The organism is Candidatus Brachybacter algidus, from assembly GCF_016707225.1.
GTDB lineage: Bacteria > Bacteroidota > Bacteroidia > Chitinophagales > Saprospiraceae > Parvibacillus > Parvibacillus algidus.
Genome location: NZ_JADJID010000003.1, coordinates 1 through 25,248 on the forward strand (window position 1 = coordinate 1; position 25,248 = coordinate 25,248).

A 25,248-nucleotide genomic window follows, 5' to 3' on the forward strand; every position below is an offset into this window, starting at 1 on the left:
AACTGGGATTTCGATGGGTCGAAGATCACGCAGAGATCAAGTCTAAAAGACAAGTTTCTTTATTGGGTTGAATCATTGACAGGCAAAAGGCTATTTGAATATAGGAATTATATTATTTTAAAGCCATAACTTTACTTAAATTTTGACAACCTTAACTGTTTTTATTAATCCTGAATTCGACTCAATCCGAAGAAAATAAAAGCCTCTGACTATTTCCAAATTATTGAATTCAATTAATTCCTGATTATTGAATGCTTTGTTCAACAGTCTCTGCCCATTGCTATCAAATAACTGGACATTTGAAACATTAGTGCAATTACTTAAAAATAATTCATTACTAAATGGAGATGGATAAACTAACAAGTCATGGTAAAATTCATCGGTGTTTAATTCAATTCTATCATAAATTATTAAAAGACTCGAGCCAGAAGGCAAATCATCAATGGTCCTGGACATTAACTCACTTCCATCGTAATTTATGCTCCAAAGTGTATTTTCTTTATTGTTTTTTGTGAAATAAATTTTTCCAGCCGTATCATCCAAAGTCATACTAATGGGTTGATTCGGAAGGTCACCTGTTATCACTGATACTATTCCGGTATTTATATCTAGCAAATTTATAGTATGAGATTGATAATCAATAAAAAAAAGATTACCGTTTTTTGGACTAAAATTTAATGCCCCGGCATAAGGGACATTATTACTGATCAACTTCAAATTCTGACCCTCCCGATCACAACTATAAAAAGAAGAAGTTTTCAAATCGAACCAAATAATTCTTTCATTTACCGGATCTACATCGAAACTATGTACATCATCTTTAGTTTCAAAGATCTCTGATATATTACTGCCATCAGTATTAGAGTAATAAAATTTGCCATTTGTTTTTTCAAACCAATAAAATTTCTTGTGAATGATATCGTATTTTGCAGAAACGACATTACTAAGTTTTTGACTGCCAACTTGTAATTGAGGAATTTTAGTTCCCAGATCTACACTGCTAATAAAAGCTTTGCTAATGCCATTCAAATCAATGTTTCCTGATGTATAATAAATAGAAGAATTGGTATTATCCGGCGAAATCAAATAAGTAGAAAATAATTTATTTTTAATGATTGTTTCATGTTCAGTATTTACATCAAGAGGTGTTTTTTATGATAATCCTTTCTTTGTAATATGGCGCCATAAAAAGTATATTTCTGCCAGCATCTACTCGAAATTGTGGATAATTAACAGGTTTGGGTTCAATAATACTCTGAATAACCGGATAAATTAGAGGGCTTCTGGAAATTCCATATTCAGTTAACCAATAAAGATCTTTCGATTCTTCATCATAGCTAAGATTTACAAAATATGAGTAGGATAAACGTTCTTGATTGCTACCGTCAAAATCAATTTTATAGAGGCCTGTATTGATATTTTCCGTGAACGTGCAATACATCAGATAATTTTCTGTTGAATTTATTTCTATTTCAAATGGACCTGAACTTATTTCAGCAATTGTGTCCCGTCCGGTTCCTTCAACAGATATTTTTTCTATTTTACCGGAGACAAGATCTGTCCAAAACAACAATCCTTCATCACCTTCAAGGTCGGACGGTCCATCAAGCTGATCAATTACAATATCAATGAGGTTGCCGTCAAAATCGTATTTCCTTATACTTCTATCCACCACAATAAAAATAAAACCGTCCATTAAACAAAATCCTTCAGGATCATAAATATCCCTAATGACCGTTTGAGGATCGCTTCCATCATAATTCACTGAATATAATGCCTCACTTTTACCGTCAGTCCAATAAACTTTTTGATTTAATTTATCGAGGCGCATGTATTTAAGCAAATTGCCATTGAGGATCACTTTTCCCTCAGAATTGTCCAATTTACTACTCCTTATTTGATCTTTAGCAGACCAGACTAGTGATTGCCCATTGCTAGTGAAAATTAAAAAAATGACAAAAAAACAACATAGAAGGTAAGTCTGCTTTAACATAATTATTTTTTTTTAAAGAGATGATTTTTAATTTAAACCTTAAATTTATATCATAAATTATAATTATGTAAAACTTTAACATAAATTATTTCATTTCTAGTAAATGGTAAAGAAGAACATTTTTAAAGGTATCATTATCTGTGGAGGACAAAGTTCTCGAATGGGCAGTGATAAAAGTTTACTTTTTTGGAATGGTGTTCCTTTCTATAAACACATTGAAAAAATACTTTCAAAACATTGTGATCAGGTATTTATTTCCTGCAATGAATCCCAAAAATCTAATTATGACCTTCCAGTCATTGTTGACAATTACGAGCAAATCGGTCCAATGGCAGGCGTTCTTACTTCTTTAGAATCTTTCCCCAATTGTCCCATTTTCACTTTTCCTTGTGACATGCCTTTTATCGATCAAGGCATCATTAAGAAGATGATTGGCGGATATAATAATACTTTTGACGGAGTGTTTATTAAGGATTCAAAAGGACAGATAGAACCTTTAATAGCAATATATAATCCCTCCATTTATTCAAAACTGCTTGCTTGGTATGATTCTGGCAATTACAGTCTTAAAAAGTTTATTGAATCTTGTAATAATGTTTCCTATATAAAACTTGGCGAGCAGAGCCTTATTAATATAAATACAACAAAAGAACTTGATAATTTGAAAAGGAAAAATTAGTCTCCAAATTCTCCAATCAATAAAATGATTATTTCAATTCAATATCCTATTTATATTGTTATATTTGGCCAAATACAAATCTTATAATATGATTCGAACAGGACTTATTCTTATGTGCATCTTGTACAATTTTGGTGCATATAGTCAAAGCAAAAAAGCTATTACAACAAAATTAGATCAACCAAAATTAGTTGTGGGCATCGTTGTTGATCAGATGAGATATGACTTTCTCTACAGATATTATGACAGACTGAGTGAAAATGGTTTTAAAAGGCTCATTAACGGCGGCGTGAATTGCATCAATAATCATTACAACTATACTCCTACGAACACCGGGCCGGGACATGCCACGATATATGCAGGAAGCCCTCCTGCTATCAATGGAATAGCCGGAAATGACTGGTATGAAAGATCATTGGGTAAAAATATCTATTGTACTCAGGACACTACGGTATCAGGTGTTGGAAGTACTGGTGAAGCGGGAGAAATGTCTCCGCGAAACTTAAAGGTCACAAGTATAGCAGATCAGGTTAAATTAGCAAGTGGCAATAAAAGCAAGATCATAGGAATTGCATTGAAAGATCGAGGAGCTATCCTGCCTGCCGGACATAGCGCTGATGCAGCCTACTGGCATGATAATGGTACTGGTAATTTTTCAAGTTCAACATATTATATGGAGAAATTACCTCAATGGGTAGAAGATTTCAATAAATTAAATTACTCTGAAAAGTACTTAAATACTACCTGGGAGACCCTCTACCCTATCAATTCCTATACTCAAAGCGATATCGATAACCAACCTTTTGAAAATACACTTAAAGGAGAAGACAAACCAATTTTTCCACACAAATACATTGCCGGGAAAAATACAAATACGATAATATTCGCACATCTCCATTTGGCAATACAATGACTGCAGACTTCGCTGTAGCTGCTATCAAAGGCGAACAATTGGGAAGGCACAGTGCGACTGATTTCCTTGCAGTGAGCTTTAGCTCTACTGATTATATAGGTCATTCATTTGGTCCTAACTCTATAGAATCAGAAGATGCTTATCTTAGGTTAGATAAGGATTTTGAAAAATTATTAAATACATTAGACGCTGAAGTTGGCAAGGATAACTATTTATTATTTCTTACAGCAGATCATGGTATATGTGATGTTCCAGGACATAGTCACTACTATAAATTGCCCGGCAAAGTATTGGATAAAAGCATTTTTTTACAAAAAGATCAACGATCACTTGAATGCAGCTTAGGCGTGAAGGAAAATACCTAATAGAATATGAAGATTATCAATACTTTGTCAACTTCGATCTATTGAAAGAAAAGAAAATTGAATACAAAGATTTCTTTGAAGTCTTCAAAGCCGGCATGATGGCAAATGAGGGTATCGCTCAGATTATCGACCTTCATAATATAGGTGATGCTATGTTTCCTAATTTCTTCCTCAATAAGATTAAAAACGGAATAAATCCCAAAAGATCTGGAGACATTCTTGTAATACAAGAACCGGGTTGGATCTCCTCTTACACCACAGGAACTTCTCACGGATCACTTTATGAGTACGATACTCATGTTCCATTAATATTTTATGGTTGGGGTCTAAAACCTGCAGAGATTGTGGCTCCCGTTGAAATCACAGACATAGCACCTACTGTGGCTGCATTGCTTCATATTCTGGCTCCTACAGGGAATATTGGGAATCCGATAGAGGGAGTGGTTAGGCAGAAATAGCTATTGGCTTTTGGCGAATGGCTGATGGCTTTGTTGTGGAAAGTTGATTATATTGTATTTAAAAGAAAGCTTCGAGTCATTCAAATCAATTAACTGTTTAAATAATAATAGGCTAAAAATTAAATACTCATCAAGAAAAAATGTGGCAATGCTAATTTTAAAAGTTACTCTGTAGGGACAGGTCGCGACCTGTCCCTACAGAGTAACTTTTAAAATATTGTTGAACATATGATTATTATACTAAAGTGCAAATGCAAGCCTTCTTCTGAAGCATAAAATAATCAAATTTACGGAACAAGTGAAAGCGCTAAAACAAAAGGGAAAACCCAACCCACTCCTCCCCTTCTCCCCCCCCCTCCCCCCCCCGCCCCCTCCTTCCAAAAAATATCCTCACCAAATTCACTTCTTTACTCAATATCTTTAGCGAAACGCCCGGCAAATCTATATTATGTTTCAATGTAGCTTCGACCTCAGTAATGTTTAATTTACGCTTCGCACAAATCTTAACAAGTTCAAGGTCAAATAAATAACGGTCAATCTTTGTATCCAACAAGGCCTTTTTGCCCAATAAAGAAAGTCCTTTTAATCCAGCCTGAGTATCGGTCGTAGGAATATTGAATAACATCTTAACTGCAGAACGGAAATTCCTGGAGATCCATGCGCGCTTCGATGAAATCTGTTTGTAATAATTCTGATTCCTGGTTGCAAGGACAAGATCTGATCCATTCAGAAGTGCTTGGTAAACAGAAAGCACGTTCTCATCTAAGTATGGAAAATCTACATCCGTATAAATTGTATAATCAGCGCTTGAATGATCAACACCATGTCTAGTAGCAAATCCTTTGCCTCTGTTCTTTTCCAAGTTGAAATATTGGAAATTATCAACTTCAGAAGAAATCCTGTCTATGTCAAACGAAGAAATCAATTTGGTGGAACCATCATTGACCAGGATCCAAGATATTGAATCGACATTCAGAATTTTTTCAATAGATTTGCAACTATGGATATAATTATCAACCCATCCGTCTTCCGGATTAAAACTTGGTGTTATTATGGCTAAATTTGGAATAATTTTTAGTGCTATTTTTCGCAAATTTATATTAAAATTATTGCAAATCCCATAATTACGATATGGACTTTACAATTAATATGTATTTGTATTGCTTTTAACCAAGTAGTTTTTCATCCTGATGAGTTTATGTTTACTAATAGCTATGATGGTCTGAAAAACTATTTCACTTTCTATCAATATGTTATTCAAGAAGCGAGTCCAATGGGACTTTGGCACTATACCCAAATGAACTATCCATTCGGTGAATACATCTTCTTTACTGACAACACACCTTTTTTGGCACTATTAATGCGATTTATTCATCAACATTTATTTGATATCAGCCATCATTTGGTTGCTATTCACAACTACTTTTTTCTCGCCTTACACTTAATTTTACCTGTTTTTATTTATAAATTAATAAAACCCAGTTATAGATCACAAATATTATTCATCATAATCATGTCTATCGGGATTACTTGGGTCAACCCGCAGGTTCAAAAATTCATATATGGAGTATTCAACTTATCCATTTCATTGTTTAGCGTTTTTGTACTTTTCATACTGAAGGACATCTATCGGCTGCACCTGGGAGAAAAAATAATTTGGTCCACTGCATTAAAGATTTTCGCACTAATCTTCCTTTCCGGTTTATTTCACATTTATTATGTACCAATCCTTGCGTTACCAATAGGTTTATTTTTACTTTATTTTAGTATACTTTCTTTGACACAAAAGAGCTGGTCAGGATTAACAAAATATGCTGCTTTAGGATTAACCACTGCCTTAGCAGGCATTTTACTGCTGGTATTGATAAACTCTGTTGATAGTTACGCGGCTTTGCGTCGTCCCGGAGCCCAGGGTTTTGGATATGATTTGTGGCAATTTGCTCCTGAAGCCATTATTACCCCGTACGTCTTCAATTCTATAGTTCCATTATTAAAATCTTGTATCACGACAATTGTTTCGTCAGAATCTCAAGGGTTTCTTGGCAATTTCATGATTTATAATTTATTAATCGGTTTAACTATCATAATAGGATATCTTCTTAGTAAAAAGAATGGCTTAAGGTCATTTAGAAGTGCAGTTAAAAATTCAAAGTTCATCATCGGATTGATAATCACCATGTTAATTGTGTATGCAACAGCCTCAGGACCGTTTGTCAAATTTTGTTTTATACCATTGTCTTTTGACAATTGGTTTTCGGTATTTTATTTCTTTTACAAGAAAGTTGATATCATAACTCAATTCCGATGTCTTGCCCGTTTTTCATGGCCTGGATTTTGGACCTTGTTCTACTTGAGTATTTTATTGTATTTTAAGTATTATAAAATCATATCAACAAAAAGTATTGCTTATGCTAATGTAGTTTCCGTCATATTATGCATGATAATGATTAAAGATGCTTCAGATTTTATCAAATACCAAAATGCTTTTAGATTGAGCAATGTTTTTCAAGAAAAGGAAATTGAAACAAAATTTAAGGACTTGAAGAATTTAGATTTTTCAAAATATCAAGCTATTTATACTTTACCTGCTGTCATCGTAGGTTCTGAAAATTACGACATAACTTTAAATGATCAACCAGCTTGGACAGAATATTGGATGAGATTAAGTATCTACTCCGGATTGCCATTATTTAACTGCAAGATGTCCCGAACCGCCGAAAATCAAGCACAGGCGCAAATCGACGTTCTCCTAAAACAAAAAGTGTCTGACCTCATTCTTAATAAAGTGAATGATAAAAAAGTCTTGGTAATTTATTGGCCGGATGGTGAGCGTAATTATGATGTTGCCGTGCAACCACTTGCCAGACCCGCTGCCTTCGAAGGGAGTAAGATCATCAAACAGTTCAAGATGGATTCTTTGACAAGTATAGAGGGTATAATATATTATGAATGGGATATTAAAAATAATAATTGAACTCAGTCCACCAATAACTAAGTACTTGCAAATCTTCTGACAAATTTTTTACCTAATCTAATAGCAGGCAATTCTATTAAATAGTATAAAAATGTAGCAGCCAATATGGTACAAACTAGTGTGAAAACAGTATAATAAATTAAAAACATTCCCTCATTTCCACCACAATATGTATTGAGTAAATATTCAAAATTACGCATGACAATATTCGTAAACAACCAGTGAGAAAGATAAACGCCGTATGATATTTTACCCAAAAAACTAAATACGTTATGCGAAAGAATGTCCTGGATTCGTTTTGTATTGATGATATAAAGCAATAAGCATGCGGATGCTAGTCCGGAAAAAGCATATTCATCAATATATAATATACTTGACATAAAATATTGAATATTCCCAGGCAAAGGATACAGTGCAAGAACATGTCTCATAGAATAGAAGAAAAAAACAATAGGTAATAACCACCATCGATATTTATACCACCATTTGCTTGTATCGCGAAATTCAACAATTTGTTTAAAATTGTTAGCGATCAAAACTCCCAAGGCAAAATGCAATAAAAATTGCGAATAATATATCTTCCCTGCGAACATCAATCCGATAATCATGAAGATTAAGAGTTTATTACTCTGACGCACCACAATCACTAAAAATGGTACAAGTAATGACAAAGCAACCTCAACACCCAAAGTCCAATCAGGAAAAAACAAATGATGGTGATCTCTTACTAATAACGCCTCCTCCCAGAAAAAATGAGGATTCGTAGTAATTGTCGTCTTAAATAGTGTGAAAATATTTTCAGTATTGTGGGCATACAAATAATAAATGATAAGCATAAAGAGAAAGGCAGGATAAAGCCTGAAGATTCTTGCTATCGAATACCTCTTATAATAAGATGAATCTATTTCAGTGCTTTTATTAATTGCCTTAATAGATAAAACCAATCCACTTAATACAAAAAACATTGCTACAGCATCACTACCATTTAAGAAAAACATAGCAATCTTTGTTTCCCTCATCCAGTCCCAATGTGAACCTAGAATATGGTAAAAGACAACCGAAAGCGCTGCTATGCCTCTCACTGCATCCAAATATTCTATTCGATCAGATTGATGATCTGTACTTGTCATAATTTAGGTAGAACTGTAATGTGAAAAAAGGTAAGCAAATCTCTTGAAAGTAGCGTCATTCTCGAAATATATAAAAATATTAAATTTTCAATTTGACTAAATCGAAGTTACTACATTTTATTACAAATTTTCATATAACATGAATTCAAATCCTTTTTGCTTGGATAACTCAAAATTAAAGGCGAATATCTAATTTAATCAAAAAAGGCCTACCCTAAAGTAAGCCTTTTCTATATTCTTTAAAAGATATTCTATTGAGATAGTAATGCAGGTCCTGCGGCAGCGCCTGAAGAATTCACTACTATAGCTGCTACCATGCAAAGTGCAAATAGAGAAGCTGCAAGTACCCATGTTAGTTTTTCAACAAAATCAATTGAGTTGGATGCACCAAAAAGCTGATTCGCCGCCTGACCACCAAAATTCGCATCTACTCCCCCACCTTTTGGGTTCTGTATCAATACAACTGCCATCAATAAAACTCCAATGATCGCTATCAAAACTGTTATAAAACCTATCATATTAAATATTTTCTTTATTTATTTTGTCTATTTTAGCCGCAAAGTTAATCTTTTTCTCTGGATATTTCTCCATTAATTTTTCATAAATTTTTACTGCTTTCTCTTTATATCCCTGAGCATAGAGAATTTCAGCAAATGGCTCTGATATCAATAGATCATTATCCAACACACTTTGCTGCACTAGATGATTGACGAACTCTTTCTTTTTGTGCTTTTTGACCTTTTTTTTCTTGACAACTTCTGCCACATTGGTCTCATCTATTTCAACACTTATATCTTTCCTTGCCTCATCCAAATCTCGCGCAGAATCGGCATCTTCAGGAAGCTCCAGCTGTATTTTGGAGATGTCCATATCTTCAGGAACCACAATTCCATGCCTACCGGTCCCCTTTAAAAATTTGGCAAATCCTGAAAGTTCCATGCTATCCTCTTTTTCCTCTATAACTTTAGATGTCACACTGCCAAATGATAAGTTGATACTACTTTTTTTATAAAATGTTGATTTTACAACTACCCTATCTTGCTGCACCTTCTCAACCCATGCATTATCATCGGATTCAGAAGAATGAACTTCCTCATTTGCAGGTATAACCTCTATTCTGCCAATGCCCCTTATTTTTTCTTTAGAATTAATATCTATTACATTGCTCTGCCGTTCAACAGCAGTACTAACTTCTTTTCCAGTAGATGTTTGAAGTTCATCGATCTCTGACTTTTGGTGATCCAAGGACAACAGACCCATTTTATACCAGGTATATAAACCATCATTACACAAGACCGGTGGATTGTATTCCTGATTGTTGTCAATTAGATCTGACTGATATTTGAGAGAATGTAGGATACTAAATAGATTGAAAAATGGAAATAAATGTAAAAATTTTTGAAATATGCCTTTGTCTATCGACTTGAACATCGAAGGAAATTGAATCAAACGACTGATCTCATCCATAGATAATAAGGCAAACACGCTGCAAGATAGTAATTATGTGCTAACCCAAAAACAAAAAGTTAACTTACCAATTGGTAAATGCCCTATTAAATACATCTTCGGATAGTTGATCAAAGATTTCACTAGCCAATTTATCCCGCACATCAATAAAGTTAGCATCCTTGCTAAAATCTTTAAAGAATGTAAAGTTGGAGTTCCACTTGCTCTTTTCATGTTTATTGTCAATGAAGTTTACATTGATAGTGATCTCAAGCCTGTTAGCTGAAGGAACCTGATTGTTCTGAGGCGCCACAGGGGAAACTATGAAATTCGTTATTTTTCCTACGAACTCTATGTCAGGATCTACCTCCACATATTTGAGTCTTGTTTCTTTCCTGATCTTATCCTTGAGTTTTTCTGTTATCTCCTGCGCAAGCTGGAAGGGTGCATCATAACTATCTACTGTAAAATTTGCTATGTAAAACGTATTGGAGTCGGCAGGTATAGAAGTTCCCTTAAATGAATAACAGCCTGACATAATCACAGTCAAAGTGAGAAACGAGGCTAAAAAAGACTTTTTTATGATCATGACTTTACTGTTGTGAATGTTCAAATATAGGGCAAATCTAAAAGATGAACATCGATTTAGGTTTAAATAACAAAAGCTGCCCTTCAGTGGCAGCTTTTGTATATAATAAGGTTTAATGTCCTTTTACTCCTGGTGATATCTAGTCTTATCTGTCATAGTAACTCGATTGACTTGAAGGTCTTTGATGACATTTATAGCTTCATCGATGTAAACATCCTTTTTAAGGCCTTTTAGAAAGTTAATATTTCTTCCGATACTAACTGAATCCTTGTTTATTTGTGCAAGGTCTGCATCCAAATTTCCATCTTCAAAACCATCAATATCTACAAAAAGATCATTGAATTTTTTACTTGATGCCTTTCTGGTATCAATATCCTTCTTGTACGCTTTAATCTCCAATGGAAATTCCTTCCTTTCACTTTGTATTTTGATATTTTTTGCATTATTGTCAATCGCAACAAATGTTGGATTATTTGCTGTTCTATTCTTCGAGTTAGCTTTCACTTCTTCCAAATTCTTGATAACAAATACATCCTGGCTGTATTTTGCAGGTTCAACCTTGGTCCATTCCATAGCAGATTCATTCTCACGCTCACCTACTTTCACATAGTTAAGTGCATCAGGAAGCACGATATCCGGAACGACACCTTCCAATTGAGTAGAACCACCATTTATTCTATAATATTTCTGAATAGTCACCTTTACCTGGCCAAGTGGTTTAAATTCATTTGATATAGAAATACTTTTATCAAGGTCAAGAAATCTTTGAACAGTTCCTTTTCCATAGGTACTTGTACTTCCTATGATAACAGCTCTTTTATAGTCTTGAAGGGCAGCAGCAAGGATCTCAGAAGCAGAGGCACTTTGATGATTCACCAAAACTACCATTGGACCATCGTAACCATACCCACTATCATCATCACTCATCACATAAGGCTCCTGACCTCGAGATTTAACTTGAACTATAGGCCCTTCTTCAATAAATAGACCACCCATTTTGACCACATCATTTAATGATCCTCCAGGATTATTTCTTAGATCAAGTATGATGCCATTAACTCCTTGTTTTTTCAGTTTGTTAACTTCAATAGCTACATCTGTAAATGAAAATCTTCCTTTATTATTGTCAAAATCAGCATAAAACTTAGGTAAGTATATATAACCTACATTTTCCATAACACCTTTCTTTCCGACAATAGCCGATTTGGCAAAACTTTCTTCCATCAGAACCTCATCTCTAAGAATAGTAATGTTCTGAATGGCTCCATTCACTTTTTTAACAGTCAAAGTTACTTTAGTACCTTTTTTACCTCGTATTTTTGAAACAACATCGTCAATCCTCATACCTCGTATATCCAAAGCATCCTGACCATCTTGAGCTACCTTCATGATCACATCATTCGCTTCAAGATCCTTTTGCTTCCATGCAGGTCCGCCCACAACGATTTCAGTAACTTTAGTAAATTCTCCATCAGATTGCAATTTAGCACCTATGCCTTCAACCTTACCCGAAAAACTTACATCAAAGTCATTCTTATCATTTTGATTGAAATAGGAAGAGTGCGGATCGAATACTTCAGTAATACTATTAATATAATCACTGAATCTGTCATCCCGTCTTAATTTTCCAAGTCTTTCATACAATTTATCATAATCTTTAAGAACCTTCTCACGAGCTTCTTTCTCGATTTGAGCAAATGTCTTCACCTCTTTAGTTTCTTTACCTTCCGTTTTGACTGAGTCCTTGGAATTACTGTTTTCCATTTGTACTACTTCATCAAGCACACTTGATTTCAAAATAGTAAACCATCTTTCTTTGAGTTCTTTATCAGTTTTCGCATAGGGCATATTATCGAAATCGTATGAAATAAATTCATTCTTATCAAAAGACATTGGCTTGGAAAGGATATCCTTGTAAAAAGATTGGGTTTTCGTCTGTGCCTTAGTTATCAGCTCAACACTTTTATTGAAAAAATCAAAGTTTCCCACTTTGATATTATCATCCAGGGTAGTTTCATATTGTTTTAACTGATCAATATCACTCTGGGTAAGGAACCGCTTTCCTCCATCAAGTGTGGTAAGAAAGTTTTTATAGATTTTTTTGGAAAAATCATCATTAATATCTTTGGGCTTAAAATGCACCTTATCCATTAATGTAAGCACTGACCTTAGAATAATGGCTTCCTTCTCGATCGGGTCGGCATTATTTTTAGGATAAAAAGCAAACAAACTGACTACGCCTATTATTAGGCCAAATATTAAAAAAGACTTTATTTTCATGAGAAACTCTTTCAAAAGTTATGTATTTTAACGCTACAATAGTAAACGATATTTCTAACATTTACAGCTCGTATTAGTTGATAAAAATTATATTTTAAGATAGGATTAACTATTTAACAGACAAAAGTACCGATTTACATATATATAAAGGTAAGATTGAAAAGGAGCAAAATAAATCATATATGCTATTTTTAGCAAGATGATGATTAAGTTAAAAAGTAAACCGGCCAGGCTCTCATGAAATATAAACTCTTTTATAGATAGAATACACTTACTTTTGCACCACAAAATCTCAGACATGTTCGATAAATTTATGGCACATCCCTGGCACGGAATTTCACCCGGCAAAAACATCCCGGAAGTCATCACTACATTCATTGAAATGACCCCTCATGACAATGTAAAATATGAAATAGACAAAGAATCAGTATTCATTAAAGTTGACAGACCACAGCTCTATTCGAATGTAGTGCCTGCTTTGTATGGCTTTATTCCTCAGACTTATTGCGGTAGGCACATTGCCCAATATTGTATGGATATGTCGGAGCGGTCTAATATCGAAGGGGATGGAGATCCTTTGGATGTATGCATCATGACAGAAAGAAATATCGTTCATGGTAATATACTGATTCATGCAAAGCCAATTGGTGGATTTAGAATGATTGACAATAACCAGGCAGATGATAAAATAGTCGCCATCATGCTTGGTGATAAGGTATATGGAGAATGGAATGATATATTTGAAATGCCTGAATCCCTTAGAGAAAGGTTATTACATTATTTCTTAACTTATAAGCAAATACCAGGCAGAAATGAAAAGGCAAAAGTCGAAATAACCCATGTATATGGCAGAGAAGAGGCTCATGAAGTCATCAAACGAAGTATTATGGACTACAAGGAATTGATAGATCTCAAGAAATCCTTCTAATAAATTACTGAAGTTTCAGAGGAAAAATGATTTCTATAAAAACATTAATATCACACAATTTGAAGTTAGAAGTTAGAAATCAGAAATTAGAATGAAACTTCGAAGATTGTGTCTACCATATAAAACAATTCAGGAATTTCTAAAAATGCACAAAAATAATAACTATCTGATATTTTACTAAAGATGAGGTTATTTATTAACTTAATAATATTTATATCCTTGATTACCATTAAAATAACCAGCGCTGAAGCGTAAATAAATAATATTGTCAATGAATACATTAAATTGCAGAGGATGTCTCATTGATGTCAGAACAGCAGTCATTATGGGCATTATAAATGTCAATAATGATTCATTCTATATGAAGAGCAGGCATGATACTCATGCTTCAATTCTAGCTTCTGCTGCTAAAATGCTAAATGAAGGTGCAACAATTCTAGACTTGGGAGGTGTTTCCACCAGACCCAATGCATCATCAATCAGTGTCCAAACTGAACTGGAAAGGGTTATACCAGCTATCGATCACATCAAACAATCATTTCCTGATAGTATTATTTCTATAGATACCTTCAATCCAGAAGTCGCTGCTAATGCAATTGATGTCGGAGCTTCCATCATCAACGATATCACTGCAGGAGGTACTGATGACGAGATGTTGCACCTTGCTAAAGAAAAAAACTGTACTTATATTATGATGCATATGCAAGGTACACCTCAGACTATGCAGATCAACCCCAGTTACAAGGATGTGGTGCTTGAAATTCTGGACTTTTTCATAGAAAAAGTAGGCAGAGCAAAAGCAATAGGGTTGCATGATCTAGTAATCGATCCGGGTTTTGGATTTGGCAAGACTATCGCTCATAATTATCAACTTCTAAATGGTCTTAATGTCTTTAATATACTTGACAAACCGCTGCTGGCAGGTATATCCCGCAAAGGGATGTTATGGAAACCATTAAATAGCAGTCCCGAAGAGGTTTTACCCGCTTCAATTGCCGCAAATCTTGTAGCTTTGCAGAAAGGTGCCAAAATTCTCAGAGTACACGATGTTGAGGCAACTATGCAGCTATTAAAAACGTTTGAATTACTCCAGCAAAACAATGTTAAATAAGCAGTTATGCATAATTGTATTTTTTCATTGGAGACTAAGGTCAATACGATTTAATTGGAAGAGCAGAAAGATATACATATTAACAAACCCAAAAAAAAGCTGGTATGGGGCTTAATTCCGGAATTCTTCTGGAATTTAATCAAATACATAGTCATTTTTGTCATCCTACTTTTAATGGGCGTGTATTACTTGATACAGATCCCATCATTTCAAAATTATGCAGTTAAAAAAGCCACAGCATTTTTAAGTGATGAACTTCATGCTGAAGTTTCTGTCGGGAGAATAAGAATCACCTTTTTCCAATCCTTACTGCTTGAAGATTTACTAGTAAAAGATAGGCAGAATGATACACTTCTAATGACCTCTCAAATAAAAGTGGGATTGAAAGGTGGATTATTTGACCTTATTGATGGCAAAATTGACATCCAGAACGTAGCGATTAAAACAATGAAAGTCAGGCTGATACAGAATTGCCCTGAATATGATAATAACTACCAGTTCCTCATCAACTATATTGAAAATGGAAATCCAGATTCATTATTCTCAAAACCAAGTGGAAAACCAAACAATATTCATCTTTCTATAAAGGATATAGATCTGAAAAATGTGGATGTGACCATGCAGAATAAATATCAAGGACAATTGATGCATCTTTCCTTTGAAAGTCTTATAGCGGGTTTCAATACTTTCAGCATTGACAGCAACCAATTTTATATTAACGAATTAAAACTTGAGGGGCCGATATTTAATATAAATGACATCGCACCTATACCCTGTAAAGAAATTAAATACATTAATCCATATCTGGCTTTAGAAGCCGCTATTAGAGCTAAAAGGAAACCCAGGCCAGACCTGAGGGTAGAGGCAAGCAAAATCAGTGTTGAAGAAGCTATTTTTTCACTTCATGATTATAAATGGCCGGTTGAAAAGGAATTGAAAGGTAGAATTCTTGATTTTTCAAATCTGGATCTGAATAACATAAATATAGGATTAGAAAATCTGATCTTTAACGGCAAAGAGCTTGAAACAGAGCTAACACAACTTGCTGTAAAAACAAACACACCTTTTAATATTAATGACTTCAGTGCAGTAAAATTAAAATATACTGAAAATAAAATTTCACTTGAGGATTTCAATATTGATACTGATTATTCCCACCTTGAAGATAGTCTTACCCTGAGTTACAAATCTATGGATGACTTTCAGGACTTTGTAAATAAAGTTAAGATGAGTGCCCAATTCAAGAACAGTCATGTCGGGGTTAAAGATATTATGGTATTCGACAAATCAATTCAAAAGGAAGAATTCCTGACAAGTAATGTTGATAAAGACATTCAATTATCGGGTAGATTTTCTGGCACTGTCAACAACCTTCGTGGCAATAATGTCCTTATTAACATCAATGATCTTGCTAAGCTGGATGGTAATTTTACCTTACACGACATCACCGAGATCGATATAGCAACTTTAAACCTAAACGTCAATACTTTATCAACGTCGGCCAAAGGTCTTGAAAAAATTATACCTGGATTCGTCGCTTCACCTGAATTAAAAAAACTTGGAAATATTGTGTATTCCGGAAAATTTGATGGATACATACTCGATTTTGTCACTTATGGCAAACTAAAAACTGCCCAGGGAAATGGAGATCTGGATATGCACCTCAATATCAGAAATGGAACTTCAAATGCAGCGTATAGTGGAAAGTTAAATCTAGACAATTTTAATCTGGGTGCCATAACAGGTCAGACTGATATTGGTAAAGTAAGTGGATCATTTACGATCACTGATGGAAAGAGCTTCTCACTAGATAAGATCAGCTCTACCTTAACTTCCGACATTAGGATGTTTTCGTATAAAGGATATGATTATAAAAACTTTAAAATCGATGGAAAGCTTAATAAAAATACTTTTGATGGAAAATTAAAAATTAACGACCCCAATATCGATCTTGACTTCAACGGTAATATTAATTTTTCAGAGCAAACAAAAATTTTAAAATTTGATACTGATATCAGGAAATTTAACCCTGATAAGCTTAATTTGAGTTCATTAGGTCTGACATTCAAAGGCATCATTAAATCTGATCTAACCTTCAGAACATTCAATGATATTCAGGGCACATTGCTTGCCAGAAATTTTGTTTTAAAAGATACTTCTGGCCAAGAGCTCAAAATAGACACATTGAATTTCATAGCTAGTAATATTGGCAACGGAGCTAAAAAATACAATCTAAACTCGGATTTATTAGATGCTGTTCTTCAAGGTAGATTCCAGATTGAAAAATTACCTATAGATATTGTTAAAGTATTCCATTATAATCATACTAAATTAGCCAATCAGTTTAATATCCAATCTCGCGAAGATTATATTTATGATAATAACTTTGATTTCAGTGTCAATCTAAAAAATTCAAAAAATGCATTTAAACTGCTTGGGTTACCATTGGATGCTATGGTTGATAGCAAAATCAATGGTAAATTTTCAAATGTAGATTCAACAAAATACAATTTGAACATTAACTCTAGCATACCGAATATTGCAGGAGATGGATTTAAATTTAAATTCTTGTTTTTTGAAGGAGTTGGCAATCAAAGCAGTTCAGATTATTTTGTATATGCCAATAGTGGCAATATTGGTGACTTAGGCTTGAATCAAATGGATTTAAGTGCTACACTCGAACGAGATGATATTAAATTCAATATTAAGACTCCAAAAATCCAAAATATCGCAGAGAATCTCAGTATCGACGGAAATTTTACCGTGGATGAAGGATATAATATCCTGAAATTCAACCAATCGAAATTTGATTTTTTTGATGATGGTTGGACAATAAACAAAGACAATCTGGTTAAATTTGGTAATAATGAACTCATCATACAGAACCTTGAATTCACAAATGGCGAACAAGATGTATCTTTTAATAGTTTTGGTACACAAGGTCTAAATGTCGAGGTAAATAATTTCAGCGGCACTTTACTAGATAGCCTTCTATCTGATTCGGATGTTCAGATGAGAGGGACAGGCAATATTTATTTAAAAATAGATAATGTTTTCACTCAGGAAAAGATTGTCTTGACTTCTCAATTCGATAGTTTATCTGTAAACGGAATCTCACTTGGAAAATTAGATCTATATGCCGCTACCCCATCCTTGAAGAGTAAGATTGATTTGAAAATGACACTCGGAACCGGAGAAAAAGAATTAAAAATAGATGGACTCTACACACTTCCCGATTATAAAGGAAAGGATTACGCAAATAATTATCTAGACCTGTTAATCAAGGCTAATAATTATCCTCTCGTGATTGCAGATATTTTCCTTGGCGAAATGATCAATGATACAAGAGGCGCATTTACTACAAATATCAAGGTCAAAGGACCAATTAATAATCTATCAGTGGGTGGTGATATTAATCTACAAAACATGGCTACTACAGTCAAATATCTAGGCACGAGATATTATGTTCCCAAATATACAGTAGGATTGAGTGATAAACTTATTGACCTTGATGATATGACAGTGTTGGATGAAAGAGGTAATACTGCAATTATCTCCGGCGGTATAAAACATAATAAATTAAAAAACCTTTATACCAATATTGAGCTAAATTCGGACAATTTCCTATTACTGAATACTTACGAAAAAGACAATAGTCAGTATTATGGCACTGCAGGTGGTAAGGTAAATGGCAAATTTACGGGACCTTTCGATCAATTAAATATTGAAATAGATGCTGTCACCGGGCCAAATACGGAGCTTTTCCTGCCTATAGCATCTTCAAAAGAAGTCGACAAACTAACTTTTATTCAGTTTAGAAATATAGAAGATACGACCGTTCAAAAAGAGATCAATAAAGTGGTATCATCAAAAGGTCTTTCATTGAAAATGAATCTTGATGTCAACGAAAATGCAACACTTAACCTCATCATCGATAAACAAACAGGCGATGTCATTAAAGCCAAAGGTAATGGCGTTTTGGATATTACGATTCCTAGGAATGGAAATCTAAATATGTATGGAGGATTTGAAGTTGCTAGTGGAGAGTATAAACTAAACATAATTCCTTTGTATAACCTTTCAATTTTTGGTGCACCATTCCTTATCAAAAAAGGAGGAACACTTATTTGGAATGGCGATCCTGTATCAGCGCAAGTAAATATTGATGCAGAATATAGAGGTATCAATACTTCCCCATATAACTTTATTGCAGAATATCTCCCTGGTGATCCGAAACTCCAGAATGAAGCTTCCAGGCCAACACCTGTGGACCTCACACTTAATTTAAGAGGAGAACTTTTAAAGCCAGAGATCTCATTTAAAATAGATTTTCCCCAACTTTCACCAGATATAAAAATCTATGTCGATAGCAAATTAAGATCTTTAGAGCAAGATCCTAATGAATTATACAAACAAGCAGCTTCTCTAGTATCATTTGGCTCATTTATTCCTAAGGACATATTAAACCTAAATGCTGTAAAGGCGACCACCTATAACACGTTGTCAGACTTAATTTCATCCCAATTAACACAAATACTCTCTCCAATGTTGAATGCTGCTGTGGCAGATGGAAAAGTACTCACAGGTGTTTCCCTTAATTTGAATTACAATTTTTATGAGGCAAATTCGGCTGGAGATGGAGGAATTCAGGGTCGTATTGGTTCAGAATTGCAGATAGGTCCAAGTCTAAAATTCTTTAATGAAAAACTAATTCTAAACACTGGGGTAAAGAGAGGTGACCAAGGTGCGGATCCTTATGTAGCAGGAGATGTAGACCTCCAATACAATTTGACGGCAGATAGAAGATATGTATTGCGTCTTTATCAGAAAAATGATGCTGTATTGGAAGGCCGTAGAATTAGAAGTGGAGCTGGATTTTCATATAGAAGAACGGTAGATTCCTTTGGTGAATTATTTAGGAGAGAGGACAAAAAGAAAAAAACCAGAAACAGAAATTAAAAATGAAAAATATTCGGCAAATGAAAAATAATTTCTTTATTCTTATTTTTCTCATCTTCAATACTTTGGATGGTTCTGGTCAGAATTTTGGTTCAGATTATATCGAGGTTTATTTTACACAATCAATTACCCAAAGATATCAGAGCGAATCCAATTATCCTTATAAAACAGGAGGGCCAATACTAAAAGAAAGGATCCTAAGGCAAATAAATGAGGCAAAGAATACGATCGATTTGTGCATGTATAACAACTCTGATAATAATATAGTAAGTGCTTTAAAGAGCGCACAGACAAGAGGTGTAAGAGTAAGGTATATAGCGGATCAAGAAACATCAAATAGTGCAATTAACGGAAGCGTAAATTTTAAAATTCTATACGCCAATCCAGGAGAAGGCATCATGCACAGCAAGTTTATCATAGCTGACGCCAACACCACTGATGCTAATTTAATGATTGGATCATCAAATTTTACAAACAATGGATTCAATGATGATGCTAACAACATTTTATTTATAAAAAATACAGACCTTGCTCAAGCATTTACTATCGAGTTTGAAGAAATGTGGGATTCTTCCGGCCCTATTCCAGGGAATAATCCCAAATCAGGTGAAGATAAAACAGACAATACTCCTCATCATTTTATGATAGTAGGTATTCCAATCGAACTTTATTTCTCACCTTCAGATCATACAGAAGAACATATAGATGAGATCCTATTATCTGCACAATTTAATATCAGGTTTGCCATTTATACCTTCACATCAGATCTTTTGTCTTCAAGAATCGTCCAGAAGAAAAATGAAGGTATCCTTGTCAGAGGCATTACTGATAATAATGGTGGTTCATTCGGAAAGCTGCAATACATGCAGCAGAATGGTGTCGATGTCTTAGACCATACTCCTTCCAGTCTTTTACATCATAAATATGCAGTGATCGATGCAGAATATGCGGATTCAGATCCGGTGGTTATTACGGGAAGTCACAACTGGACTTATTCTGCTAATAATATCAATGATGAGACTACCCTGTTCATCCATGATATGAATTTGGCTAAATTATATGCAGCTGAATTTAATAGTAGATATTGTGAACTTGCACCATGGGATTGTAATCTTATAGCTACTCATGAGCAGGAACAATTAGAAATGAAAATGTTTCCAAGTTTGGCTGCTGATTATGTTCATATAGAATTGGACAGAATACCAAATGGTCCAATCTCAATAATTGTATACAATGAAGCAGGGCTTCCTGTTTTATTCAAAAAGAATGAAAATATAACTCAATCGTTAAACTTCGAAATAGATATAAAAGCTTTGCCAAAAGGAATCTATTTCATAAAACTACTTACGTCCGACAAATTTGAAAAAACACAAAAAATTATCAAGTTGTAAGATTATTGTAAATATCGAGAAGTTTAACTGATTCCTTGTTCCAATTTAGCTCTGAAGATGCATTATAGCAGTTACTTCTAAGTTTTTGATATAATTTAGGATAATATTTTAATTTGTTAATTGCTGTTACAATATTTGAAACTTTAGTATCTGGAATCATTATGGCTATTTCATATTCATCATTGAGCGTCTTGTATTCAGGAAAATCAATGCAGATCTGAGGAATGCCACATTGGATATAATCGAAAAATTTGTTTGCTAAGGAGAAATAATAACTTTTGCCGAGTAATTCGAGGATATTTATCCCTATCCAAGCTTTTTCTGTTACGGACTTCAATGCTTCCGGAGTTAAATTACCAAGAAATTTTACTTTGTCCTGAAGCCCATTTTCAAATGCCAACGATTTTAAAGCATCAGATAAATTGCCTTCACCAGCTAACCAAAGCTCTTTATCCTGAACTTCCACCATTGCAAGGATAAGATTTTCTAATCCTCTTCCAACGTTCATAGCGCCTTGATACAGGATATAAGACGACTGATGCTCTTGGCTTAATTCCTCAATTGTATCTTCTGAGAAATTAGGTAGATTTCTGATGAGATCAAAGTTCTTCTTATATCTTACAGACATTTCCAATCCAATAGACCTACTGACTGTATAGCAATGATCTGCTTTCGGAATACATGTAAATGCGACAGCTTCCCAAAACTTCTTTAGAAAAGGTCGATTTACTATTTCAGGTGATTCTGTAAAATATTCATGAGCATCATATACCAATCTATACTTTCGAAAGAATTTTAAAAAATAACCAGTTGGTAAAGTATCCAGGTCAATGCAGCAAAGAATAGTAAATTTTTGGCCAAGAAGGAAGAAAAAGGCTCTTATATTATATTCAAAATAAGCAAGAAACCCTTTTTCAAAAATCGGTGTGAATCTTTTTACTTTAAAAGAAAGGTGTGAAATATCCTGGCTCGTTAGTTTCCTTCCAAATATTACTATTTCGTATCCAGCATCGTATAGAGAAGACCATATTCTCAACATACGCTGATCATATGGTATATCTCCGAACGTAAGAAAATGTAATTTACCGGTATTCAATGCTTTATCTTGATTCTATAGTTTTCAAATTCGATTTTATTTTCGTTGAGTAAAAATTGAAGTGCAATTTGTACAGATACTTTATTTTTTTTAAAAAAAGGTGCTCTAACAAGGTTTGAAGAGCTATTGTCTTCACCATTTGCAAAGTTTATAACATATTCGATACATTCATCGACCTCCTTTTGAGGTATCCTATTTTGTTTATTCTCAATACAAATGTCACATATTCCGCAATCTGAAACAAACTCTTCCCCAAAATAATCAAGTAAAGTTCTGTTGCGGCATACCGGACTTTCTACAAAAGCTAAGATAGCATGGACCTTTTCTTTATATCGTTGCTTTAAAAACTGCTGTAATTCAAAGTTAAAACTTAACTCTTGCGCATTATATCTAAATTGCCCGAATGAAATCTGGGGATTTTCTTTTTGCTTTTCAAAATCTAGAACGCCTGCCAAATCGAGATATTCTAACATTTTGAGAATAATTACTTCCTGTGTTTTAACTTTTTTAGAAATTAAGCCAATGTTAATTTTGACAGGCATATTAAGTATTCCCCCATACATCCGAAGTAATGTTTCAATCAAACTGTCATATTCAGGATTTCTTAATTGAAAATCATACAATTCTACTTTATTATAATTGATCATGACCTGGTCAGGAACATAAATACCTTCCGTCAAATGAATGTAGTTTTGAGTTTCAAGTTCTTTTAAGGCCTTGACCAACCAAACCACTTTGTAATCATATTTTTTACAAAAATCATACATATTGAAGTCTTGAAATTCACCTGAATGTTCGCCTGAACCTACCTGAAAATAATTTGCTAATTGAAAATATACTTTTATCAATTCTTCAGCCGAAGGAAAGGAAGATTCTATTGAATCAAGCAAATTGTCAATATCAGTATCATCGTAAAATATGGCTGCATAAGATTTATTCCCATCACGGCCACCTCTCCCGGCTTCCTGGTAATATTCTTCAATACTGGATGGAATAGCAAGGTGAATCACAAAGCGAACATCCGGCTTGTCTATTCCCATACCAAAAGCACTAGTTGCTACCATTACCCTGATCTTGCCAGACATCCATTCATCCTGTATTTTGGAAAGAACATCACTGTTTAAACCAGCATGATAATTGGCTGCTGAAACATTATGAGTATTTAAATAAGTAGAAACCTCAGATGTCGCCCTCCTGCTTCTGACATAAATAATACCACTTCCCTTCACATTATTTAGCAAATTTAGAATCTCGCTCCTTTTATCTAAAGCCCTCCGCGCCACATAAGTAAGGTTATTTCGAAAGAAACTAACCTGGAATAATATAGCATTCTTAATACTTAAATTTTCTCTAATGTCCAAAACTACCTGTTTGGTAGCTGAAGCAGTCAAAGCCATGACAATTGGTCTTCCTGTGGATTTTATTGTGGTAGATATATTCAGATAAGAAGGGCGGAAATCATAACCCCATTGTGAAATACAATGTGCTTCATCAACCACTATCATGGAAACATTTAATCGGTCCAGGTATTCAAGAAAAAGAGGTGAAGAGAGACGCTCAGGAGATAAGTACAACATTTTTATTTTACCTGAAGTACAATTACCAAGGATTCTGTGGATGTTTTTAACATGCATTCCACTATAAAGGCCTTCTGCCTGAATGTGCATTTTTTTTAGTCTTCCTACCTGATCCTTTATTAATGAAATCAAAGGACTTATCACAAGTGTAATACCATCGAGGATTAAAGCCGGAACCTGAAAACATAGAGACTTACCACCACCAGTTGGCATTAAAACAAATGTATCTTCACCCTGCAACACATTATCAATGATAGCATCTTGCAGTGGCCTGAAGCTGTTATAATTCCAATAATGTTTAAGTACTTCAAGAGCTTTGGACACAATCCGGTATTTGGAATGAAGATACTAAACTTAAAAAAATCGAAGGGCTAAAATTTAGGGCATTTAACTCTATGACCGAATGTGTTCCCAAGAATGTCATCCAGCGCAACAGATACACCCAAAAGACCTGCGAAATACATGTCATTTGATTTAGGATTACCCCTTTGAGCTCGATCTTCGTATTTTTTTGGTTCCCCATCAGGTAGTATTCTCCGGTCAGAAAGGTTGAATGCAAGGTCTCCTCGCTCTTCTCTAAGTTCATCACCCACAGCATAAGTAGAGCTCACATCATCAAGATAATCTGTAAATGTAAATCTAGGTCCGAATTCTATGAACAAACTAATGGTGGGGCTGACATTATATTTTAGTCCTAGTATAGCAGGTATGGCGATCTGAGCCAATTTATATGGTTTTCTTTCAGGAAATGAGGAGAGTCCCTGACCTTCCGTACTCAATGGTTGAAGTGCATGATAAGTACCAGCAAAGAAAGCTTTTGGATTGTGAAAAAATCCAGCAATACCCGAACTCACGTATATGCTAATAGGAAGTTCCATCCGTTCTGGATCAAAAGGCAATATATAAAATTCCCCTTTTAATGCGATTTCCCATACATTAGATCTAAAGGAGAGATTTCTGTATTTTAGATTTTCCTTAGAATTGATTTTGTCATCACCTGCAAGTGTAAAATTTTGAATACCCAATTGGAATGCCACTCTATCGTTAAAATGGTGAGAAGCAAATACACCTAAAGCCGGTCTGACTAGTTTAAAATTATCTGCCGCTTCATCCGGACTTAGATCACCATAGTATACAGAACCACCGATACCAAGACCAATTTCAAAAAATTGTGCAGAAGCGATTTGAGGGTAAATAAGAATTGATATTATAAATAATCTAAATATCTTCAAGATATAATATTTTTTTATTCTTTAAGTAATCTGGAAGGGTTTAATGCAGAGCAAAGGTAATGAAATGTCATCAAATGTAATTTAATTATAATTAATCTGATAAAAAGGCCAATTAGAAGAAAAAAGG

General features: G+C 34.2%; 20 protein-coding genes. 9 read left to right on the forward strand and 11 right to left on the reverse strand.

Translation table 11 applies throughout. The annotated features are described in order from the left end of the window. Positions 1-135: 135 nt before the first annotated feature. Positions 136-1,086: a T9SS type A sorting domain-containing protein gene (locus tag IPI15_RS09910; protein WP_287420080.1), complete on the reverse strand. Its 951-nt coding sequence runs from the start codon at positions 1,084-1,086 to the stop codon at positions 136-138. Positions 1,087-1,138: 52 nt separating this feature from the next. Beyond that, complete coding sequence (locus IPI15_RS09915; protein WP_287420082.1) at positions 1,139-1,993, reverse strand: DUF5050 domain-containing protein; 855 nt, start codon at positions 1,991-1,993, stop codon at positions 1,139-1,141. A gap of 103 nt (positions 1,994-2,096) precedes the next feature. Between IPI15_RS09915 and mobA the strand changes: the two genes are divergently transcribed. The 4 genes from mobA to IPI15_RS09935 all read left to right on the forward strand — a co-directional run bounded on the left by mobA (position 2,097) and on the right by IPI15_RS09935 (position 4,408). After that, positions 2,097-2,672: a molybdenum cofactor guanylyltransferase gene (gene mobA / locus IPI15_RS09920; RefSeq protein ID WP_287420084.1), complete on the forward strand. Its 576-nt coding sequence runs from the start codon at positions 2,097-2,099 to the stop codon at positions 2,670-2,672. 88 nt (positions 2,673-2,760) lie between these two features. Continuing rightward, positions 2,761-3,585: an alkaline phosphatase family protein gene (locus IPI15_RS09925; protein WP_287420086.1), complete on the forward strand. Its 825-nt coding sequence runs from the start codon at positions 2,761-2,763 to the stop codon at positions 3,583-3,585. Continuing rightward, the gene (locus tag IPI15_RS09930; RefSeq protein ID WP_287420088.1) at positions 3,582-3,950 is read left to right on the forward strand and encodes an alkaline phosphatase family protein; all 369 of its coding nucleotides are present in this window, start codon (positions 3,582-3,584) and stop codon (positions 3,948-3,950) included. Before IPI15_RS09925 ends, IPI15_RS09930 begins: the two co-directional genes overlap by 4 nt. Beyond that, on the forward strand, positions 3,920-4,408 hold the full coding sequence (locus tag IPI15_RS09935; RefSeq protein ID WP_287420089.1) for an alkaline phosphatase family protein: 489 nt from the start codon (positions 3,920-3,922) through the stop codon (positions 4,406-4,408). Before IPI15_RS09930 ends, IPI15_RS09935 begins: the two co-directional genes overlap by 31 nt. 307 nt (positions 4,409-4,715) lie before the next feature. On the opposite strand, the gene IPI15_RS09940 is transcribed toward IPI15_RS09935, so the two are convergent. After that, positions 4,716-5,501 (reverse strand): glycosyltransferase, encoded by a 786-nt coding sequence (locus tag IPI15_RS09940; protein WP_287420091.1) that lies wholly within the window; start codon positions 5,499-5,501, stop codon positions 4,716-4,718. A gap of 60 nt (positions 5,502-5,561) precedes the next feature. Between IPI15_RS09940 and IPI15_RS09945 the strand changes: the two genes are divergently transcribed. Next, positions 5,562-7,382 (forward strand): DUF6311 domain-containing protein, encoded by a 1,821-nt coding sequence (locus tag IPI15_RS09945; protein WP_502711650.1) that lies wholly within the window; start codon positions 5,562-5,564, stop codon positions 7,380-7,382. 17 nt (positions 7,383-7,399) lie between these two features. Here the strand turns inward: IPI15_RS09945 and IPI15_RS09950 are convergent, their stop codons facing one another. The 5 genes from IPI15_RS09950 to IPI15_RS09970 all read right to left on the reverse strand — a co-directional run bounded on the left by IPI15_RS09950 (position 7,400) and on the right by IPI15_RS09970 (position 12,827). Beyond that, positions 7,400-8,512: an acyltransferase family protein gene (locus IPI15_RS09950; RefSeq protein WP_287420095.1), complete on the reverse strand. Its 1,113-nt coding sequence runs from the start codon at positions 8,510-8,512 to the stop codon at positions 7,400-7,402. Between the two features lie 251 nt (positions 8,513-8,763). After that, entirely contained in the window at positions 8,764-9,030 is a 267-nt protein-coding gene (gene secG / locus IPI15_RS09955) for a preprotein translocase subunit SecG (RefSeq protein WP_287401436.1), read from the reverse strand. Position 9,031: 1 nt separating this feature from the next. Then, complete coding sequence (locus tag IPI15_RS09960) at positions 9,032-9,997, reverse strand: hypothetical protein (RefSeq protein ID WP_287420096.1); 966 nt, start codon at positions 9,995-9,997, stop codon at positions 9,032-9,034. A 46-nt stretch (positions 9,998-10,043) separates the two neighbouring features. Further along, positions 10,044-10,547: an LPS assembly lipoprotein LptE gene (lptE, locus tag IPI15_RS09965; RefSeq protein WP_287420097.1), complete on the reverse strand. Its 504-nt coding sequence runs from the start codon at positions 10,545-10,547 to the stop codon at positions 10,044-10,046. 123 nt (positions 10,548-10,670) lie between these two features. Next, complete coding sequence (locus tag IPI15_RS09970; protein WP_287401439.1) at positions 10,671-12,827, reverse strand: carboxy terminal-processing peptidase; 2,157 nt, start codon at positions 12,825-12,827, stop codon at positions 10,671-10,673. 298 nt (positions 12,828-13,125) lie between these two features. On the opposite strand from IPI15_RS09970, the gene IPI15_RS09975 reads away from it, so the two are divergent. The 4 genes from IPI15_RS09975 (at position 13,126) to IPI15_RS09990 (ending at position 21,216) form a co-directional block, all read left to right on the forward strand. After that, entirely contained in the window at positions 13,126-13,755 is a 630-nt protein-coding gene (locus IPI15_RS09975; RefSeq protein WP_287420099.1) for an inorganic pyrophosphatase, read from the forward strand. Between the two features lie 271 nt (positions 13,756-14,026). Further along, positions 14,027-14,866: a dihydropteroate synthase gene (folP, locus tag IPI15_RS09980; protein ID WP_287420100.1), complete on the forward strand. Its 840-nt coding sequence runs from the start codon at positions 14,027-14,029 to the stop codon at positions 14,864-14,866. A gap of 54 nt (positions 14,867-14,920) precedes the next feature. Further along, complete coding sequence (locus IPI15_RS09985; protein ID WP_287420102.1) at positions 14,921-19,825, forward strand: translocation/assembly module TamB domain-containing protein; 4,905 nt, start codon at positions 14,921-14,923, stop codon at positions 19,823-19,825. Positions 19,826-19,845: 20 nt separating this feature from the next. After that, positions 19,846-21,216, forward strand: coding sequence for a phospholipase D-like domain-containing protein (locus IPI15_RS09990; RefSeq protein ID WP_287420104.1), 1,371 nt, complete (start codon positions 19,846-19,848; stop codon positions 21,214-21,216). Here IPI15_RS09990 and IPI15_RS09995 read toward each other — a convergent pair. Genes IPI15_RS09995 through IPI15_RS10005 form a run of 3 tightly spaced genes read right to left on the reverse strand, consistent with a single transcriptional unit; the run spans position 21,206 to position 25,121 of the window. Continuing rightward, positions 21,206-22,312 carry a glycosyltransferase gene (locus IPI15_RS09995; protein WP_287420105.1) on the reverse strand — a complete coding sequence of 369 codons (1,107 nt, stop codon included), beginning with the start codon at positions 22,310-22,312 and terminating at the stop codon, positions 21,206-21,208. The two genes, IPI15_RS09990 and IPI15_RS09995, sit on opposite strands and share 11 nt — an antisense overlap. Then, the gene (locus tag IPI15_RS10000) at positions 22,309-24,213 is read right to left on the reverse strand and encodes a RecQ family ATP-dependent DNA helicase (RefSeq protein ID WP_287420107.1); all 1,905 of its coding nucleotides are present in this window, start codon (positions 24,211-24,213) and stop codon (positions 22,309-22,311) included. Before IPI15_RS10000 ends, IPI15_RS09995 begins: the two co-directional genes overlap by 4 nt. 47 nt (positions 24,214-24,260) lie before the next feature. Next, the gene (locus tag IPI15_RS10005; RefSeq protein ID WP_287401447.1) at positions 24,261-25,121 is read right to left on the reverse strand and encodes a DUF6089 family protein; all 861 of its coding nucleotides are present in this window, start codon (positions 25,119-25,121) and stop codon (positions 24,261-24,263) included. Positions 25,122-25,248 lie beyond the last annotated feature (127 nt).

Bases quoted from the DNA above. Each gene is read 5' to 3' on its own strand.
- IPI15_RS09915 (WP_287420082.1), bottom strand. From the start codon at position 1,993: ATGTTAAAGCAGACTTACCTTCTATGTTGTTTTTTTGTCATTTTTTTA.
- mobA (WP_287420084.1), top strand. From the start codon at position 2,097: ATGGTAAAGAAGAACATTTTTAAAGGTATCATTATCTGTGGAGGACAA.
- IPI15_RS09925 (WP_287420086.1), top strand. From the start codon at position 2,761: ATGATTCGAACAGGACTTATTCTTATGTGCATCTTGTACAATTTTGGT.
- IPI15_RS09930 (WP_287420088.1), top strand. From the start codon at position 3,582: ATGACTGCAGACTTCGCTGTAGCTGCTATCAAAGGCGAACAATTGGGA.
- IPI15_RS09935 (WP_287420089.1), top strand. From the start codon at position 3,920: ATGCAGCTTAGGCGTGAAGGAAAATACCTAATAGAATATGAAGATTAT.
- IPI15_RS09950 (WP_287420095.1), bottom strand. From the start codon at position 8,512: ATGACAAGTACAGATCATCAATCTGATCGAATAGAATATTTGGATGCA.
- secG (WP_287401436.1), bottom strand. From the start codon at position 9,030: ATGATAGGTTTTATAACAGTTTTGATAGCGATCATTGGAGTTTTATTG.
- lptE (WP_287420097.1), bottom strand. From the start codon at position 10,547: ATGATCATAAAAAAGTCTTTTTTAGCCTCGTTTCTCACTTTGACTGTG.
- IPI15_RS09970 (WP_287401439.1), bottom strand. From the start codon at position 12,827: ATGAAAATAAAGTCTTTTTTAATATTTGGCCTAATAATAGGCGTAGTC.
- IPI15_RS09975 (WP_287420099.1), top strand. From the start codon at position 13,126: ATGTTCGATAAATTTATGGCACATCCCTGGCACGGAATTTCACCCGGC.
- folP (WP_287420100.1), top strand. From the start codon at position 14,027: ATGAATACATTAAATTGCAGAGGATGTCTCATTGATGTCAGAACAGCA.
- IPI15_RS09990 (WP_287420104.1), top strand. From the start codon at position 19,846: ATGAAAAATAATTTCTTTATTCTTATTTTTCTCATCTTCAATACTTTG.